This is a genomic window from Nocardiopsis sp. TSRI0078, from assembly GCF_001905145.1.
Classification (GTDB): domain Bacteria; phylum Actinomycetota; class Actinomycetes; order Streptosporangiales; family Streptosporangiaceae; genus Nocardiopsis.
The window spans coordinates 128,764-145,542 of sequence record NZ_LWLB01000012.1 but is presented as its reverse complement, the minus strand read 5'-3'; the positions used below and the strand labels follow the sequence as shown (position 1 = coordinate 145,542).

Annotated in this window: 10 protein-coding genes; 8 read left to right on the top strand and 2 right to left on the bottom strand. The window is 72.2% G+C overall.

The features are described 5' to 3' along the window. Positions 1-24: 24 nt before the first annotated feature. The 4 genes from A6A08_RS11065 to mmsB are packed head-to-tail and all read left to right on the top strand — an operon-like array spanning position 25 to position 5,536. Positions 25-1,548 (top strand): alpha-N-arabinofuranosidase, encoded by a 1,524-nt coding sequence (locus A6A08_RS11065; RefSeq protein WP_073702468.1) that lies wholly within the window; start codon positions 25-27, stop codon positions 1,546-1,548. 30 nt (positions 1,549-1,578) lie between these two features. Beyond that, a complete protein-coding gene (gene chvE, locus A6A08_RS11060; protein ID WP_073702467.1) occupies positions 1,579-2,673 on the top strand; it encodes a multiple monosaccharide ABC transporter substrate-binding protein in 1,095 nt (364 codons plus the stop codon). Then, the gene (locus A6A08_RS11055; RefSeq protein ID WP_073702466.1) at positions 2,670-4,250 is read left to right on the top strand and encodes a sugar ABC transporter ATP-binding protein; all 1,581 of its coding nucleotides are present in this window, start codon (positions 2,670-2,672) and stop codon (positions 4,248-4,250) included. Before chvE ends, A6A08_RS11055 begins: the two co-directional genes overlap by 4 nt. Beyond that, the gene (gene mmsB / locus A6A08_RS11050; RefSeq protein WP_073702465.1) at positions 4,247-5,536 is read left to right on the top strand and encodes a multiple monosaccharide ABC transporter permease; all 1,290 of its coding nucleotides are present in this window, start codon (positions 4,247-4,249) and stop codon (positions 5,534-5,536) included. Before A6A08_RS11055 ends, mmsB begins: the two co-directional genes overlap by 4 nt. Positions 5,537-5,567: 31 nt before the next feature. Here mmsB and A6A08_RS11045 read toward each other — a convergent pair whose 3' ends face one another. Both A6A08_RS11045 and A6A08_RS11040 read right to left on the bottom strand, forming a co-directional pair. Next, positions 5,568-7,196, bottom strand: a complete 1,629-nt coding sequence (locus A6A08_RS11045) for a substrate-binding domain-containing protein (RefSeq protein WP_073702464.1) — start codon at positions 7,194-7,196, stop codon at positions 5,568-5,570. Between the two features lie 123 nt (positions 7,197-7,319). Then, positions 7,320-8,843, bottom strand: coding sequence for a hypothetical protein (locus tag A6A08_RS11040; RefSeq protein WP_242422334.1), 1,524 nt, complete (start codon positions 8,841-8,843; stop codon positions 7,320-7,322). A gap of 314 nt (positions 8,844-9,157) precedes the next feature. Here A6A08_RS11040 and dnaG point away from each other — a divergent pair, with 314 nt between their 5' ends. The 4 genes from dnaG (at position 9,158) to A6A08_RS11020 (ending at position 16,775) form a co-directional block, all read left to right on the top strand. Continuing rightward, positions 9,158-11,041: a DNA primase gene (dnaG, locus tag A6A08_RS11035; protein ID WP_073702463.1), complete on the top strand. Its 1,884-nt coding sequence runs from the start codon at positions 9,158-9,160 to the stop codon at positions 11,039-11,041. Positions 11,042-11,145: 104 nt separating this feature from the next. Then, positions 11,146-12,231, top strand: a complete 1,086-nt coding sequence (rpoD, locus tag A6A08_RS11030) for an RNA polymerase sigma factor RpoD (protein WP_073702462.1) — start codon at positions 11,146-11,148, stop codon at positions 12,229-12,231. A 134-nt stretch (positions 12,232-12,365) separates the two neighbouring features. Beyond that, the gene (locus A6A08_RS11025; RefSeq protein ID WP_242422332.1) at positions 12,366-13,691 is read left to right on the top strand and encodes a glycoside hydrolase family 18 protein; all 1,326 of its coding nucleotides are present in this window, start codon (positions 12,366-12,368) and stop codon (positions 13,689-13,691) included. Between the two features lie 117 nt (positions 13,692-13,808). Continuing rightward, the gene (locus A6A08_RS11020; RefSeq protein WP_073702786.1) at positions 13,809-16,775 is read left to right on the top strand and encodes an FAD-binding and (Fe-S)-binding domain-containing protein; all 2,967 of its coding nucleotides are present in this window, start codon (positions 13,809-13,811) and stop codon (positions 16,773-16,775) included. Positions 16,776-16,779: the final 4 nt, after the last annotated feature.

The following is a 16,779-nucleotide window of genomic DNA, read 5'->3' as shown; positions in this document are numbered from 1 at the left end:
ACCGAACAACCTACGGAGACCCCCATGCTCAACGCCTCCCTCCGCATCGACGCCGCCACCCCCGTCGCCCCGGTCCACCGCCGCACGTTCGGCTCCTTCGTCGAACACATGGGACGCTGCGTCTACACGGGCATCTACGAACCCGGGCACCCCGCCGCCGACCCCGACGGCTTCCGGCGCGACGTCGCCGAACTGGTCCGCGAACTGGGCGTGACCACCGTGCGCTACCCGGGCGGCAACTTCGTCTCCGGGTACCGCTGGGAGGACGGGGTGGGTCCCAAGGACCAGCGCCCGGTCCGCCGCGACCTGGCCTGGCACAGCATCGAGACCAACCAGTTCGGCCTCAACGAGTTCGCGACCTGGTGCGGGCGCCTGGACATCGAGCCGATGATGGCCGTCAACCTCGGCACGCGGGGGCTCCAGGAGGCCCTGGACCTGCTGGAGTACACCAACCACCCCGGCGGCACCCACCTGTCGGACCTGCGCGCGGCCCACGGCCACCCCGACCCCCACGGCATCCGCATGTGGTGCCTGGGCAACGAGATGGACGGCCCCTGGCAGATCGGCCACCTCGACGCCCGCTCCTACGGCCGCAAGGCCGCCCAGGCGGCCCGGGCCATGAAGATGGCCGACCGCGACCTGGAACTGGTCGTGTGCGGCAGCTCCGGGTCGGGCATGCCCACCTTCGGCGAGTGGGAGGCCACCGTCCTGGAGGAGACCTACGACGCCGTCGAGTACATCTCCCTGCACGCCTACTACGAGGAGCACGACGGCGACCTGGCCAGCTTCCTCGGCGCGGTCACGGACATGGACCACTTCATCGACTCCGTGGTCTCCACCGCCGACGCCGTCGGCGCCAGGCTGCGCGACCCCAAGCGCATCCAGCTGTCCTTCGACGAGTGGAACGTCTGGTACCTGAGCCGCCACCAGGAGCAGGCCGCCGTGCAGCCCACCGACGACTGGAGGGTCGCGCCCCGCGTCATCGAGGACCAGTACAACGTGGCCGACGCCGTCGTGGTCGGCAACATGCTCATCAGCCTGCTCCGGCACAGCGACCGGGTCACCGCCGCCAGCCAGGCCCAGCTCGCCAACGTGATCGCGCCCATCATGACCGAGCCGGGCGGCCCCGCCTGGCGCCAGACCATCTTCCACCCCTTCGCCCTCACCGCCGCCTCCGCCTCCGGCCACGTGCTGCGCACCGAGGTCACCGCACCCGTGCAGGAGACCGCCCGGTACGGCGAGGTCCCCGTGGTCGACGCCGCGGTCACCTCCGACCCGGACACAGGGCGCGCCGCCCTCTTCCTCGTCAACCGCTCCACCGACCAGCCGCTCACCCTCCGGGCCGACCTGCGCGACCTCGGCCCGACCGGCGTGGCCCGCGCGCTCACCCTCGCCGACGACGACGTGTACGCCGCCAACACCATGGACGACCCCGACCGGGTCGTTCCCCAGGACAACAAGTCCGTCCACCTGGAGGAGGGGCACCTCACCGTGACCCTGCCACCGGTCTCCTGGACGGCGCTCACCCTGACCGCCGGCGACAACTGAGGACGCCGAGGAAGAGAAGAGGACACGCACATGCGACACCACCATCGGAAGGCGCTCATCCCGGCGCTGCTCGGGACGGCCCTGCTGCTGCTCACCGCCTGCAACGGCGTCGGCGACGCCGCCCAGAGCTCCGGGGAGAACGGCACCGTCGGCATCGCCATGCCCACCCAGTCGTCGGAGCGCTGGATCAACGACGGCGACAACATGGTCGCCGAGTTCGAGTCCCGCGGCTTCGGCACCGACCTCCAGTACGCCGAGGACGTCGTGGAGGACCAGGTCGCCCAGATCGAGAACATGATCACCAGGGGCGCCGACGTCCTGGTCATCGCCGCCATCGACGGCGAGGCCCTCGGCGACGTGCTCGACATGGCCGCCTCCAGCGACATCCCGGTGGTCGCCTACGACCGCCTCATCCGCGGCAGCGAGCACGTCGACTACTACGCCACCTTCGACAACTTCCAGGTGGGCGTCCTCCAGGGGCAGTACATCGTGGACGCCCTCGACCTGGAGAACGCGGAGGGGCCGTTCAACATCGAGCTGTTCGGCGGCTCACCCGACGACAACAACGCCTACTACTTCTACGACGGGGCGATGTCGGTGCTCCAGCCCCACATCGACGACGGCACCCTCGTGGTACGGAGCGGCCAGACCTCCATGGACCAGATCGCCACCCAGCGCTGGTCCGGCTCCATCGCCCAGGACCGCATGGACAACCTGCTCAGCGCCAACTACTCCGACGAGGAGGTGCACGCGGTCCTGTCGCCCTACGACGGCATCAGCCTCGGCGTGATCGAGTCCCTGCGCGCGGTCGGCTACGGCACCGGGGAGAAGCCGCTGCCCGTCGTCACCGGCCAGGACGCCGAGGCCGCCTCGGTCAAGTCGATCATCGCCGGCGAGCAGACCCAGACCGTCTTCAAGGACACCCGGGCCCTGGCCGCCCAGACGGTCGACATGGTCGAGGCGCTCCTGGCGGGGGAGGAGGTCCCGGTCAACGACACCGAGACCTACGACAACGGGGTCAAGGTCGTCCCCTCCTACCTGCTCGAACCCGTGTCGGTGGACGCCGACAACTACCGCGAGGCCCTGGTCGACAGCGGTTACTACGAGGAGTCTGAACTCGAATGAGACAGGAGGAGCGGCGGCCCGCCTCCCGGGGCGGGCCGCTCCTTTCGATGCGCGACATCCAGAAGGAGTTCCCCGGGGTACGGGCCCTGGACGGGGTGTCGCTGAGCGTCGGGCACGGCCGGATCCACGCCCTGATGGGGGAGAACGGCGCCGGGAAGTCCACGCTGATGAAGGTGCTCAGCGGCGTCCACCCGACGGGCTCCTACACGGGCGAGGTCCTCGTCGACGGCGAGCCCTGCGCCTTCTCCGGCGTCGCCGACAGCGAGCGCGCCGGCATCGCCATCATCCACCAGGAACTCGCCCTCATCCCGCAGCTGTCGATCAGCGAGAACGTCTTCCTCGGCCACGAACAGGCCCGGTACGGCGTGGTCGACTGGGGCGCCACCCACGCCCGGGCCCGCGCACTCCTGCGCAGGGTCGGGCTGGACGAGAATCCGGCCACGCCCGTCTCCGCGCTGAGCGTGGGCGCCAGACAGCTCGTGGAGATCGCCAAGGCCCTGGCCAAACGGGTGCGGCTGCTCATCCTGGACGAGCCGACCTCGGCGCTGAACGAGGTGGAGAGCACACGGTTGCTCGAACTCCTCCTGGACCTGCGTGAGCAGGGCGTGACGTGCATCCTCATCTCGCACAAGCTCGGCGAGGTGGTGCGCGTCTGCGACGAGGTCACCATCCTGCGGGACGGCCGCACCATCGAGACCCTCGCCGTGGAGCGCGACGCCGACGGCACCCCCTCCATCGACGAGGACCGCATCATCCGCGGGATGGTCGGCCGCGAGCTGGACCAGCGCCACCCCCCGCGGACCGGCGAGATCGGTGAGGTGCGCTTCCAGGTCCGCGACTGGACGGTGGACCACCCGGTCCAGGCCGGACGGCGCGTGGTGGACGGGGTCGACCTCACCCTGCGCGCCGGAGAGGTCGTGGGCATGGCGGGACTCATGGGCGCCGGGCGCACCGAGTTCGCGATGAGCCTGTTCGGCCGCTCCTACGGGCGCCACGTACGCGGCAGCGTCCTCAAGGACGGCGCCGAACTGGCCACCGGGAGCGTCGCAGAGGCCATCCGCGGCGGGATCGCCTACGTGCCCGAGGACCGCAAGTCGCTCGGCCTGGTCCTGGACGACGACATCCGCCACAACACCACGCTCGCGGCCCTGGGCCGCGTCTCCGCGCGCGGGGTCCTCGACCCGGGCCTGGAGGCCGTGGAGGCCGCGCGGATGAGCGAGCGGATGCGGGTCAGGAGCCACGGCACGACCCAGGTCGTGCGCACCCTCAGCGGAGGCAACCAGCAAAAGGTCGTCCTCGGCAAGTGGATGTTCACCCGCCCCGAGCTCCTGATCCTCGACGAACCCACCCGGGGCATCGACGTCGGGGCCAAGTACGAGATCTACCTGATCGTGCGCCGGCTCGCCGCCGAGGGCGCCTGCGTACTGCTGATCTCCTCCGAGCTCCCCGAGATCCTCGGCATGTGCGACCGGATCTACACGATGTGCGAGGGGCGCATCACCGGAGAGGTCCCCGGCCGGGGGGCCGACCAGGAAACCCTCATGAGACTGATGACGCGAACCGGGGGACACCCGTGAAAGAGCCCACCACGACCTCCCGCCTCGCACAGCTCGGCGGTGCGCTGATGCGGGGGAACTCCCGCCAGTACGGTATGGCCATCGCCCTGGTGGCCATCATCGTGCTGTTCCAGATCCTGACCGGCGGACTGCTCCTCACGCCGCTCAACGTCACCAACCTGATCATGCAGAACTCCTACATCCTGATCCTGGCGATCGGGATGATGCTGGTCATCGTCACCGGGCACATCGACCTGTCCGTCGGCTCGGTGGTGGCGTTCACGGGCGCGGTGTCGGCGATCATGCTCACCTCCTGGGGGCTGCCGACGGTCGCCGTCGTCCCCCTGGCCCTGGTCATCGGTGCGCTCATCGGCGCCTGGCAGGGCTTCTGGGTCGCCTACGTGCGCGTCCCCGCCTTCATCGTCACCCTCGCCGGGATGCTCGTCTTCCGCGGCGCGACCCTGGCGGTCCTGGGCGGGGAGTCCGTCGCCCCGCTGCCCCAGAACCTGCGCAGCATCGCCAGCGGCTTCCTGCCGGGCCAGGGCGGCGACGGCCCGCACCTGCCGACCCTGCTGCTGGGCGCCCTCGGGGCCGCCCTGATCGTGTGGATCCAGTGGAGCTCGCGGTCGCGCTCGCGCGGGTACGGGCTGCCGGTCGCCCCCGCGCCGGTCACCGCCGCCGCCTCGGTCCTCACCGTCGCGGCCGTCCTGGCGTTCACCTACGTGCTGGCCGACTACAACGGGCTCCCCATCGTGGGCCTGCTGCTCGTCGCGCTCATCGCGGGGTACTCGTTCGTGATGCGCTCCACGACCATGGGCAGGCGCGTCTACGCCGTCGGCGGCAGCGAGCAGGCCGCGGCGCTGTCCGGGATCAGGACCCAGCGCACCACGTTCTGGGTGTTCGTCAACATGGGCGTGCTCTCGGCGCTGGCCGGGGTCGTCTTCACGGCGCGGCTCAACGCCGCCACGCCCGGTGCCGGAACCATGTTCGAGCTCGACGCGATCGCGGCGGCCTTCATCGGCGGCGCCTCCGCCTCCGGAGGCGTGGGCACCGTCATCGGAGCCGTCATCGGCGCGCTGGTCATGGGCGTGCTGAACAACGGCATGTCGCTCATCGGCCTGGGCGTGGACTGGCAGCAGCTGATCAAGGGACTGGTGCTGCTGCTCGCGGTGGCCTTCGACATCTACAACAAGCGCCGCGTCAACACCAGGCCCGCCGCCCCGGCCGCCTCCGAGCCGGGCGGGGACGGGAGGGGGTCCGGCGGCGGCTCCGCTCCCCTCGCGGACAGGGAACGGGCGAACTCCTGAGGAGGGGGAGGCCTCCGGGAGGTCCTGGGCGTCACTGGTAGCCCCGGATCTCCCGGAAGACCTGCTCCAGGTCCTCCTCCCGGGCGTCGAACACCCGGCCGCCCGTCAGCTCCGCCAGCTCGCCCATCTCCGGCACGTCCGACTCGCCGAACAGCACGGTGAACACCGGTACCCCCGCCACCGCGTCCGGCCGCGCCGACAGCGAGTCGCCGAACCCCGCCAGACCCGTGCCCCGGTTCACCTCGCCGTCGGTCATCAGCACCACGGACATCAGGCGGTCGTCGCCCGGCCCCGTGAGGCCCTCCTCCAGCAGTCCGTACGCCCGCACCAGGGCGTCGTAGGCGGCCGTGTCGCCCTCGGCCTCCAGGCCGGCCACCGCCTCGGCCAGCTCGGCACCGGCCTCCTCCGCCGACCCCGGCTCCATCACGAAGGTGAGCGGGTCCGCGGGCTCGGTGGAGAAGGGCAGCAGCGTCACCTCCTCCCTCTCCTGGAAGGACTGCGTGCTCCCGGTCAGCGAACCGCCGTCCGTACCGGTCAGAGCGCTCAGGGCCGACTGGAGCTCCCGGAGCCGGTCGCCCTCCATCGACCCCGACACGTCCAGCACGTACACGGTGCGCGCCGGACGGCGCAGCGCGGCGGAGTAGTCCGACACCAGGCCGTCGACGACCTCCCGGCTCGTCGGGAACGGCAGTTCCACCAGCGGGGGCAGGGCCGGGGACGGCTCCGCCCCGGCCGTGACCGGCCGCCGCCGCGTGCGGTCGGCGATCTGCTGCTGCGTCCGCACCGACGTCAGGTCCTCCACCAGCCGCTCGTATCCGTCCAGCGCCTCCTCGGAGGGGTCCGACAGAAGGGTGAGGGGGTAGTCGGCGGTCACCACGCCGTCGGCCGGGTACACGACAGTCAGGGGCTCCTCCAGCGCACCGGAGGCGTTCAGCGACAGGATCACCGACTCGTAGTTGACCAGACCGTCCACGGGCCTGCCCCGCTCCGCGCGCCGCACGAACGCCTCCGTCAGCCACCCCGACGACCCCGCCGTCACCTCCTGCCCCGAGAAGAACTCCGACAGCTCCGGGCCCACCTGCTCCACGTCCTCCGACCGCAGCGCCGCACCCGTGTCGGCCATCGCGGAGGCCACCCCGATCAGCGCCGAGAAGCCCGAGTTGGAGGCACCGGGGTTGGTCATCCCGTAGGTGAAGCCCTCCTCCGCGACCGCCCGGTGCACGTCCGCCCAGGTCACCTCGCCGCCGTCGTCCCACCCCAGCTCCTCCGCGCGGTCGGCGGCCACGCCCAGCACCACGGGGGAGACCATGACCGGGGTCTGGACGTGCACGGCGGACCGGCCCCCCTCGTCCAGGGTGAGGTAGCGGTTGGAGGCGAACCACACCGCGTCGTACTCCCCGGTCTCACCCTCGCGGTCCCCGGCGGCGATCCGGGCCATACCGTCCAGCGTGCCCGTGTACTCCAGCTCCACCGCCACCCCGGTCCGCTCGGCCGCCTCCTCCAGCAGCGGCTCCATGTCGGCGATCTCGCTTCCGGCCAGAACCCGCAGCGTCACGTCGGGGTCCGGTTCGGAGGCGGAGCAGCCCGCCGCCGCCAGGGCCGCCGCGAGCACCGGGGCGCAGACGCCGCGGATCCGTCCGCGCTTGCTTCCAGAGGCCATTCCCGCTCCGCTCTCCTGTCCTGGGCAGTGTTTCTCCGGGCTCCGCCCGCGTGTGCTCAAGGGCCGCGCCCACCCGCCGTCCTCCACCACGTCCGGGGCCGGGCGGGCGCTCGCCGGCAGGCCTCAGGCGCCGCCGCCGCGGGCCGCCTCCTCGGGGGCGGGAGGACGCGCCCCGCTGCTGTCGTAGGCGTCCTCGATGCCCGTCAGCAGGGTCTCCAGGGCCTCGTAGGTGGGCGTGTTCACCACGTCGGCGACCCGGGTGCGCACCGGCAGCCCGTGTTCGGCCACCAGGTCGTCGAAGTGGGCGCCGCCCTCGGTGCGGAACCCGTGCGCCGCGGCGCGCTCCTGGAGCACCGGGTCCCGGGCGAGCAGCCGCCCGACCGCGTCGCCCTCCTCCGTGAACGGAACGGCGGTGTGCACCGCGTACACGGTCGGCCCCGGGTAGAGCACCACCGCCTCCTGGTCGAGCTCGGGCCCGTTGACCATCGCGTCCACGTACTGCGACTCGTAGGCCCACAGCAGCGGCGTGTGCCCCGGACCCAGGTCGCGGAACTGCTCGAACGGCTGCTGGGAGGACTCGGGCGGCTGGCCCTGGGCGAGGAAGAGGCGCGACAGCGTCCCGGTGAGTTCGCCGTCCACCCCTCCGGGCGCGACGACCTCCTCACCGTTGAGCAGGTAGGACAGGACCGCGACGTGCATCGCCGCCGAGTTGGAGGTGCGCGGGTCCGTGGTGCGCACCAGCACCTCGTTGCGGTTGCTGGAGCCGACCGCGTCCCCGGGCAGGTCGCGCCAGCGGGTGCGCTCCCGCGTCAGCTCCAGGTAGGCGGCCAGGTCGAAGGACCAGGTCCCGTCCCCGGCCTGCTCGGCGACCCCGGCCGCCTCCAGCGCACCCACCATCGGCCGGTAGCTGAGCAGGACCATCGGCGTGCTGAAGAGCCGGTACTCGGTCGAGATCCCGTGCAGCTCCCTCACGTGCTCCGACGCCGGACCCGAACCGGGGGACACGAAGTCCGCGCCGTCGGCCTCCTCGGCCATCAGCCGCGAGCCCCGGGGCCGCACCCGCACCTCGTACCCGAGTTCGGCGAACCGTTCCACGACCAGCTCGTCCTCGAACAGCTCGACCTTCTCCGAGCCGACCACGCCCTCCACGAGCACCGGGTCGCCACCGGCCAGGCGGTTCAGGACGACGAAGCCGAGCGCCGCGGCCAGGGCCACCGCGACGACCGACGCGACCACGACGAACCAGAACGCGCCACGGCCGGACGTGTGGGGGATTCCACGCACCTGTGCCGATCCTCCTCGGAACCGTCCAGTGGGGCTCCCACGCTGCCAGGGCGAACCGGCGCCGAGCCGACCGGGAGGTGGCCGCCCGGTGGCGGAGCGGGGAACCCGGGCGGGTGCGGAAGCCCCGCCGGCACGGCCCTGCCGGCGGGGATGCCGGCCGCGGGGATCCACGGTGAGCGCGGGCTCGAAGCCGGCGGCGATGTCGTCCCAGCGGGCGGACTCGACGCTGGTCTGCTCGCGGACCTCGCCGTCCGGACCGGTCGCGTCGGGCTGGTCCTCCCCGTCCTGGGCGACGAAGAGGCCGCCGTCGAACCGGCCCACGGGCACGTTCAGCACCGCGCTGCCGTCGGTGCGCCGGACCATGTCGTTCCCCTCGGGGCCGCCGACCCGGAACGAGCCGACGCGCACAGCACCAGCGCCGCCGCCGTCGCGATCCGGCCGGCCGGTGGTCTCTCCATGGGTTCCCCACGGTTATCCTCGGGGATCCGCCACGTAGCGAGGTCACGTCGTCACCGCGGAGTATGACCTCACGGGCCGCCCGAACCGGGGATACGGGAGCCCGTCACAGAACCCCGTGCCGTGTGAACACCGGACCGCCCGCAGGCCCCGCCCGCCCGGCCGCCCCGGGCCCGTGGACGGCGGTCGCAGGGTCGGCGGGGAGAACTACCCTGGAGACCGTGGCAGGCCGGATCAGAGACGAAGACATCGCACTCGTACGCGAGCGCACCCCCATCGCCGACGTGATCGGGGAGTACCTCCAGCTCCGCAACGCCGGGGGCGGCTCGCTGAAGGGACTGTGCCCCTTCCACGACGAGAAGTCGCCCTCCTTCAACGTCACCCCCTCCAAGAACCTCTACTACTGCTTCGGCTGCGCCGAGGGCGGCGACACCATCTCCTTCGTGCAGAAGATGGAGAGCCTCAGCTTCGCGGAGGCCGTCGAGACGCTGGCCCGACAGATCGGCGTCACCCTGCGCTACGAGGAGGGCGGCCGCAGCACCGCCAGGCACGACACGGGCAAGCGCCAGCGCCTGCTCGACGCCCACCGGGCCGCCGCCGAGTTCTACGCCGAACAGCTCCTCTCGCCCGGTGCGGTCACCGCCCGGCGCTTCCTGGACGAGCGCGGGTTCAACCGGGTGCACGCCGAGCACTTCGGCCTCGGCTACGCCCCGGCGGGCTGGGAGAACCTCACCTCCCACCTGCGCAACAAGGGGTTCACCGACAAGGAGCTGGTCGAGTCCGGGCTCGCCAGCCAGGGGCGGCGCGGCGCCTACGACCGCTTCCGCAACCGGCTGCTGTGGCCCGTCCGCGAGGTCACCGGCGAGGTCGTCGGCTTCGGGGCCCGCAAACTCGACCCCGAGGAGGACGGGCCCAAGTACCTCAACTCCCCCGAGAGCCCCATCTTCCACAAGGGGCGGCTGCTCTACGGGCTCGACCTGGCCAAGCGGGACATCTCCCGGGAGGGCAGGGCGGTCATCGTCGAGGGCTACACCGACGTCATGGCCTGCCACGTCGCCGGTGTGACCACCGCCGTGGCCACCTGCGGCACCTCCTTCGGCGAGGAGCACGTGAAGATCCTGCGCCGTATGCTGCTGGGCCGCTCCCACCAGACCGGCGAGGTGGTGTTCACCTTCGACGGCGACGCCGCCGGGCAGAAGGCCGCCGTGCGCGCCTTCGCCGAGGAGCACGGGTTCACCTCCGAGACCTTCGTCGCCGTGCAGTCCGACGGGCTCGACCCCTGCGACCTGCGGCTCCAGCACGGGGACCAGGCGGTGATCGACCTCGTCAACGACCGGGCCCCCCTGTACGAGTTCATGATCCGCAACGTCATGGAGGGCTACGACCTGTCCACGCCCGAGGGCAGGATGGCCGCCCTGGACGCGGCGGCGCCGGTGGTCGCCAGCATCCGGGACGAGGGCGTGCGCCGCGACTACGGCAGGAACCTCGACCGCTGGATCGGCATCCTGGACGAGGCCTTCGTGCTGCGCCGGGTCAACCAGCACCTGCGCCGGGGCGGCGGCAGGGGCGCCCGCCCGCAGGCCCCCGCCCGGCCCGCCCCCAGCCCGGACGCCCGGGAGGCCCCCTACGACCTCGGCGACCCCTCCGTGCAGCGTGAGCGCCAGGCCCTCAAGATCGCCGTGCAGTACCCCTGGCTGGCCGTCGGCTTCGACGCCTTCACCGAGGAGGACTTCACCGTCCCCCAGCACAGGGCGGTGCTCAAGCTCATCGCGGAGCGGGGAGGCGTGGCCGCCGCGCACGACCCCGCGGCGTGGGTGAACGAGTTGCGCGAGGCCGCGCCCAATGACACGCAGCGTGATTTCCTCACGCGTTTGGCGGTCGAGCAGCTGGAGTTCTATGGAGAACTCGACGAGCATTACGCCTGGCAAATACTGGGCACAGTCAAGACTCATTCCATCAATCGGCGCGAGTCAAACCTGAAGTCTCTGCTCTCCCGGCTCGACGCGGCCTCCCAGGCGGAGGAGCACAACCGGGTATTCACCGAACTCATGGCGCTTCAGCAGCAAAAACGCGCTCTCCAGGAGGAGCGGGCGAGCGGCATGTAGCGCCGGGGTGACAATAATAGTTCTCCCTTTACCGGCACCCGGGCGGGCACAATGGTGTGGTGCCTCCCACAGTTGTGACCAAGGAAACGCCGTCCATTCAACAGGTGGTCCGGCTGCTCCCCGAGCCGGGCCGGGGCCCGGTCAGCCGCGGCCAGGTCGCCTCGGCCCTGAGCCGGCTGGACCTTCCCCCGGACTACCTGGACCAGGCGGTCGCCCACCTCGCCCGGGCCGGTGTGGAGGTCGCCGAGTCCGAGGAGGCCGGACCCCCCGCCGACGGCGATAGGCGCTCCGGATCGGACCTGGTACGGCTCTACCTGCGTGAGATCGGCAGGGTGCCGCTGCTGAGTGCCGAGCAGGAGGTGGACCTGGCCAAGGCGATCGAGGTCGGCCTGTACGCGCGCCACCGCGACCCCGCCGCGGGCGCGTGCACGGCGGAGGAGCTCACCGCGCTGGTCGAGGAGGGCGAGAGGGCCAAGCGGCGCCTGGTCGAATCCAACCTGCGCCTCGTCGTGTCCATAGCCAAACGTTATACGGGCCGGGGACTGCTTTTCCTCGACCTCATCCAGGAGGGCAATCTCGGTCTGATCCGCGCCGTGGAGAAGTTCGATTACCGAAAGGGTTTCAAATTCTCCACCTACGCGACGTGGTGGATACGGCAGGCCATCACACGGGCGATCGCGGACCAGGCGCGCACGATCCGTATTCCCGTGCACATGGTCGAGACGATCAACAAAGTCGCCCGGGTCCAGCACCAACTGCACCAGCAACTCGGACGCGAACCCAGTATCGCCGAGATCTCCTCGGCCGCCGGATTCGGCGGGGAACGCGTTCTGGAAATCCAGCGGATCGCACGGGAACCCGTTTCCCTCCAGCTGCCCATCGGCGAGGAGGAGTCCGACTTCGGCGACTTCATCGAGGACTCCGACGCGGTCGTCCCGGTCGAGGCGGCCTCCTTCACCGTCCTCCAGGAGCAGCTGGGGCTCATCCTCGCCGGCCTGTCCGACCGGGAGAGGCGTATCATCCGGTTGCGCTTCGGGATGGCCGACGGCCACCCGCACACCCTGGAGGAGGTGGGGCGCGAGTTCGGGGTGACCCGCGAGCGCATCCGCCAGATCGAGGCCAAGACGCTGGCCAAGCTCCGCCACCCCTCGCGGGCCGGGACCCTGCGCGACTTCCTCACCGGCGGCTGAGCGGCCCGGAACGGGCGTCCGCCGGACGCCCACCACCAACGTGCGGGCACCCGCGCGGGTTCCGCGGCGGCCTGATGTGGCCGACCTGCCGACAACCCCGGGATCGGCGGCGCATGGCGTCTAGGGTCGAAGGTGTGAACGCCTTCCCGCCCGCACCGGGCACCGGGTCCCGCCTCCGGCGGCGTCCACTGCTCGCCCTGGGCGCGGCCGTGGCCGCGGCGGTACTGATCACGGGGGTCTTCGCGGTGGTGAACGGAGAGAAGCTCGAACGCATCGGGTACTTCGCCGACTGGAACGTGGCCAACCGCGACTTCACCGTCAAGGAGCTGGACGACAGCGGCGCCCCCGAGCACCTGACCCGGCTGATGTGGGCGTTCGGCGACGTCGGCCCGCAGGGCCTGTGCCGCATCCCGGGCAACCACGACCAGCCCTGGGAGCTCTACCAGCGCCGGTACGACGCGGACGAGAGCGTCGACGGACGGGCCGACGACTACGAGCAGGAGCTCGCGGGCAGCCTCCACCAGCTGCGCCTGCTCCGGGAGAAGCACCCCCACCTGGGGGCCAGCCTGTCCCTGGGCGGGTGGAACTGGTCCACGCACTTTTCCACCGCGGCCCGCACCGAGGGGTCGCGGGAGGCGTTCGCGGCCTCCTGCCTGGACCTGTGGCTGCGCGGCGACCTGCCGGTGTTCGAGGACGAGCCGCAGGGCGGAGACGGAGTGGCCGCCGGGATCTTCGACGGCATCGACCTGGACTGGGAGTGGCCCGGGGGAGGTGGCCGCTCCGGCAACGTGGAGCACCCCGACGACGCCGCCAACTTCACCCTCCTGGTGGCCGAGTTCCGCCGCCAGCTCGACGCCCTGTCCCGGGAGACCGGCGAGGACTACACCCTGTCCGTGTCGCTGCCCGGCGGCGCCACGGCCAGCGGGGCCTACGACGCCGAGATCTTCGACCACGTCGACTTCGCCACCGTGCAGGGCTACGACTTCGCCGGACCGTGGAGCGAGGAGACCGCCTACCACTCGAACCTGTACAGCCCCGGGTTCGACCCCGACGCCGACAGCGTCGACCGGGCGGTCCGGAGCTACCTCGACATGGGCGCGCCGCGGGAGAGGCTGGTGGTGGGGGTCCCCGCCTTCGGACGGGGCTGGCAGGGGGTCGACCCCGCCGACGACGGGCGAGGGCAGGCGGCGGACGGACCCGCCGACGACGCCTACGACGGGCCGACCATGGCCTTCTCCGACCTGCAGGAGCGCGAGGGGCGGCGCTTCCTGGACGAGGAGGCGGGCGCCTACTGGGTCTACGACGGCGACGAGTGGTGGACCTACGACAATCCCGAGGTCATCCGCCTCAAGGGCGAGTACGTGCGGGAGCGGGGCCTGGGCGGGCTCATGGTGTGGAGCCTGGACATGGACCCCGAGGGCGAACTGGTCCGGGCCATGGACGAGTCCCTCGGGGGCTGACCCCGGCGGGGTCCGTGCCAGGCTCCCGGAGCCCGGCACGGGCCCCGGGCCCGCCCGGCGGGACGGGCCCGCGCGGCATGCTTGCGGCGCCACGGTCCACCCGCCACGCTGTGCACCATGGCCGACCCGCACAGCACCACAGAACCGACCGACGTCGCCGCCCTGCGCCGCGATCTGGAGAGCCGTGTCCGGGGCACGGTCGCCTTCGACGCGGGAACCCTCGCCCTCTACACCTCCGACGCCTCCAACTACCGCCGCGTGCCCCTCGCCGTGGTCGTCCCCGAGACCGTCGAGGACTGCGTGGCGGCGGTCCGCGCCTGCGCCGAGCACGATGTGCCCGTCGTCCCCCGGGGCGGGGGCACCTCCATCGCGGGCAACTCCATCGGCACCGGCGTGGTCATCGACACCTCCCGCCACCTGCGGGCCATCGAGGACATCGACCCCGAGGCCCGCACCGCCACCGTGCAGCCCGGCGTCATCCTGGACGAGCTGCGCAAGGCCACGGCCGAGTACGGGCTCACCTTCGCCCCCGACCCCTCCACCCACAGCCGCTGCACCATCGGCGGCATGGTCGGCAACAACGCCTGCGGCTCCCACTCGGTGGCCTGGGGCACCACCGCCGACAACATCGTCTCCCTCGACCTGCTGCTCAGCGACGGCACCAGGCTCACCGTGGGCTCCTGCGGCAGCGACGAGGAACTGCGGGACCTGGCGCGCCGTCCCGGCCGCGAGGGCGAGATCCACGCGGCCCTGGCCCGCCTCGTGGACACCTACCGCGCCGAACTGCGCACGGCCATGCCGGACTTCCGCCGCCGGGTGTCCGGCTACGCCCTGGACCGGCTGCTGCCGGAGAAGGGCCGCAACGTCGCCGCCGCGCTGGTGGGCACCGAGGGCACCTGCGCGTTCGTGCTCGGGGCCACCGTGCGCCTGGTCGAGAGCCCGCCCGCCCGCGCGCTGGCCGTCCTGGGCTACCCGGACGCCCCCGCGGCGGCCGACGCCGTCCCCGACCTGCTCGGCCACCATCCGCTCACGGTCGAGGGCATCAACCAGCGCATGGTCGCCGCCCTGGACAGCCACGGCTCCGGGTCGCGCGTGCCGCTGCCCCGGGGAGGCGCCTGGCTCCTGGTGGAGATCGCCGGACAGGACCCCGGGCGGGCCGCCGAGGCGGCCGAGGCCATGCTCGCCGGCCTTCCCGCCGCCTCACGCCCCCAGGACGCCCTCGTCGTCGCCGACCCCGCCCACCAGAAGGCGCTCTGGCGCATCCGCGAGGAGGGCGCCGGGCTCACCCAGCGCACGCCCTCGGGCGCCGAGGCCTGGTCGGGCTGGGAGGACGCCGCCGTGCCGCCCGAGAACCTGGGCGGCTACCTGCGCGACTTCGACCGGCTCATGGAGCGCCACGGCCGCTTCGGCGTGGTCTACGGCCACTTCGGCGACGGCTGCCTGCACGTGCGCATCGACTTCGAGCTCACGCACGAACGGGGCCGCCGCGAGTACCGGGAGTTCATGGAGGAGGCCGCGGGGATCGTCGTCAGGCACGGCGGCTCCCTGTCGGGCGAGCACGGCGACGGGCAGGCGCGCTCCGAACTCCTCGCCCGCATGTACCCCGAGCGCCTCATCCGGGCCTTCGGCGAGTTCAAGCGGATCTGGGACCCCGCGGGCCTCATGAACCCCGGCATCATCGTCGATCCGCTGCCGCTCGACGCCGACGTGAGGGTGGACACCGGACCGCCCGCCGCCCTCCACCGCCCCCGGCGGACGCCTTCGGCGCAGTCCCCTTCCCCCCTCCCGCTGACGGACGTCACCATGGCCTACCGCGAGGACGGCGGCGACTTCGCCAAGACGCTGCGCCGCTGCTCCGGCATCGGCAAGTGCCGCCGCCAGGAGGGGCCGGGCGTCATGTGCCCCAGCTACCAGGTCACCCAGGAGGAGAAGCACTCCACCCGGGGGCGCGCCCACCTGCTGTTCGAGATGGCCAAGGGCGAGGTGATCACCGACGGCTGGCGCTCGGAGGAGGTGCGCGAGAGCCTGGACCTGTGCCTGTCCTGCAAGGGCTGTCTGAGCGACTGCCCGGTCGACGTGGACATGGCCAGCTACAAGGCCGAGTTCCTGCACCAGCACTACCGGGGCAGGGTGCGCCCGGCCGCCCACTACTCCATGGGCTGGCTGCCGGTCTGGGCGCGCCTGGCCTCGCTCGCCCCGGCCGAGGCCAACCGGGCCACCAGGCTGCCGGGGGTCTCGCGCCTGGCCAAGAAGGCCGCCGGGGTGGCCGCGCAGCGCGACCTGCCCTCCTTCGCCCGCACCACCTTCACCCGGGCGTTCCGCCGCCGCGCGGCGCGCGGCGGGGCCCGCACCGACGGACCCCGGGTGGTGCTGTGGCCGGACACCTTCGGCAACCACCTCAACCCGAACGTTCCCGCCGCCGCCGTGCGCGTGCTGGAGGACGCCGGGTTCACCGTCGTGCTGCCCCGGGGCCAGGTGTGCTGCGGTCTGACGTGGGTGTCCACCGGCCAGCTGGACGTGGCCCGCGCGGTGATGCGCCGCGCGGTACGGGCCCTGGCTCCGCTGGTGGAGGAGGGGCTGCCCGTGGTGGGGCTGGAGCCCAGCTGCACGGCCGCGCTGCGCCACGACCTCGTGGAGCTGCTCCCCGGGCCGGAGAGCGAGGGGGTGGCCGCCGCCGTGCACACCCTGGCGGGCTTCCTCAACGAGTACGCGCCCGACTGGGAGCCGCCCCGGATCCCGGCCTCGGCGATGGCCCAGGTGCACTGCCACCAGCACGCGGTGATGGGCTTCGACGCCGACCGGGCGCTGATCGCGCGCGCGGGGATCGACGGGGAGGTGCTCGACTCGGGCTGCTGCGGGCTGGCGGGCGACTTCGGGTTCACCGAGGGCCACTACGAGGTGTCCGCGGCCATCGGTGAGCGCGAGCTGCTGCCCCGTGTGCGCGGGGCGGCGCCGGACACCCTGGTGCTCGCCGACGGCTACAGCTGCCGCACCCAGATCGAGCAGGGCACGGACCGGCGCGCCCTGCACCTGGCCGAGGTCCTCGCGCGGGGCCTGAAGAACCGTGAGGGGAACAAGGGCTGAGGCC

Excerpts from the sequence above, each read along its gene's own strand:
- A6A08_RS11045 (WP_073702464.1), bottom strand. The coding sequence starts at position 7,196 with ATGGCCTCTGGAAGCAAGCGCGGACGGATCCGCGGCGTCTGCGCCCCG.
- A6A08_RS11020 (WP_073702786.1), top strand. The coding sequence starts at position 13,809 with ATGGCCGACCCGCACAGCACCACAGAACCGACCGACGTCGCCGCCCTG.
- A6A08_RS11065 (WP_073702468.1), top strand. The coding sequence starts at position 25 with ATGCTCAACGCCTCCCTCCGCATCGACGCCGCCACCCCCGTCGCCCCG.
- chvE (WP_073702467.1), top strand. The coding sequence starts at position 1,579 with ATGCGACACCACCATCGGAAGGCGCTCATCCCGGCGCTGCTCGGGACG.
- A6A08_RS11040 (WP_242422334.1), bottom strand. The coding sequence starts at position 8,843 with ATGGTCCGGCGCACCGACGGCAGCGCGGTGCTGAACGTGCCCGTGGGC.
- A6A08_RS11055 (WP_073702466.1), top strand. The coding sequence starts at position 2,670 with ATGAGACAGGAGGAGCGGCGGCCCGCCTCCCGGGGCGGGCCGCTCCTT.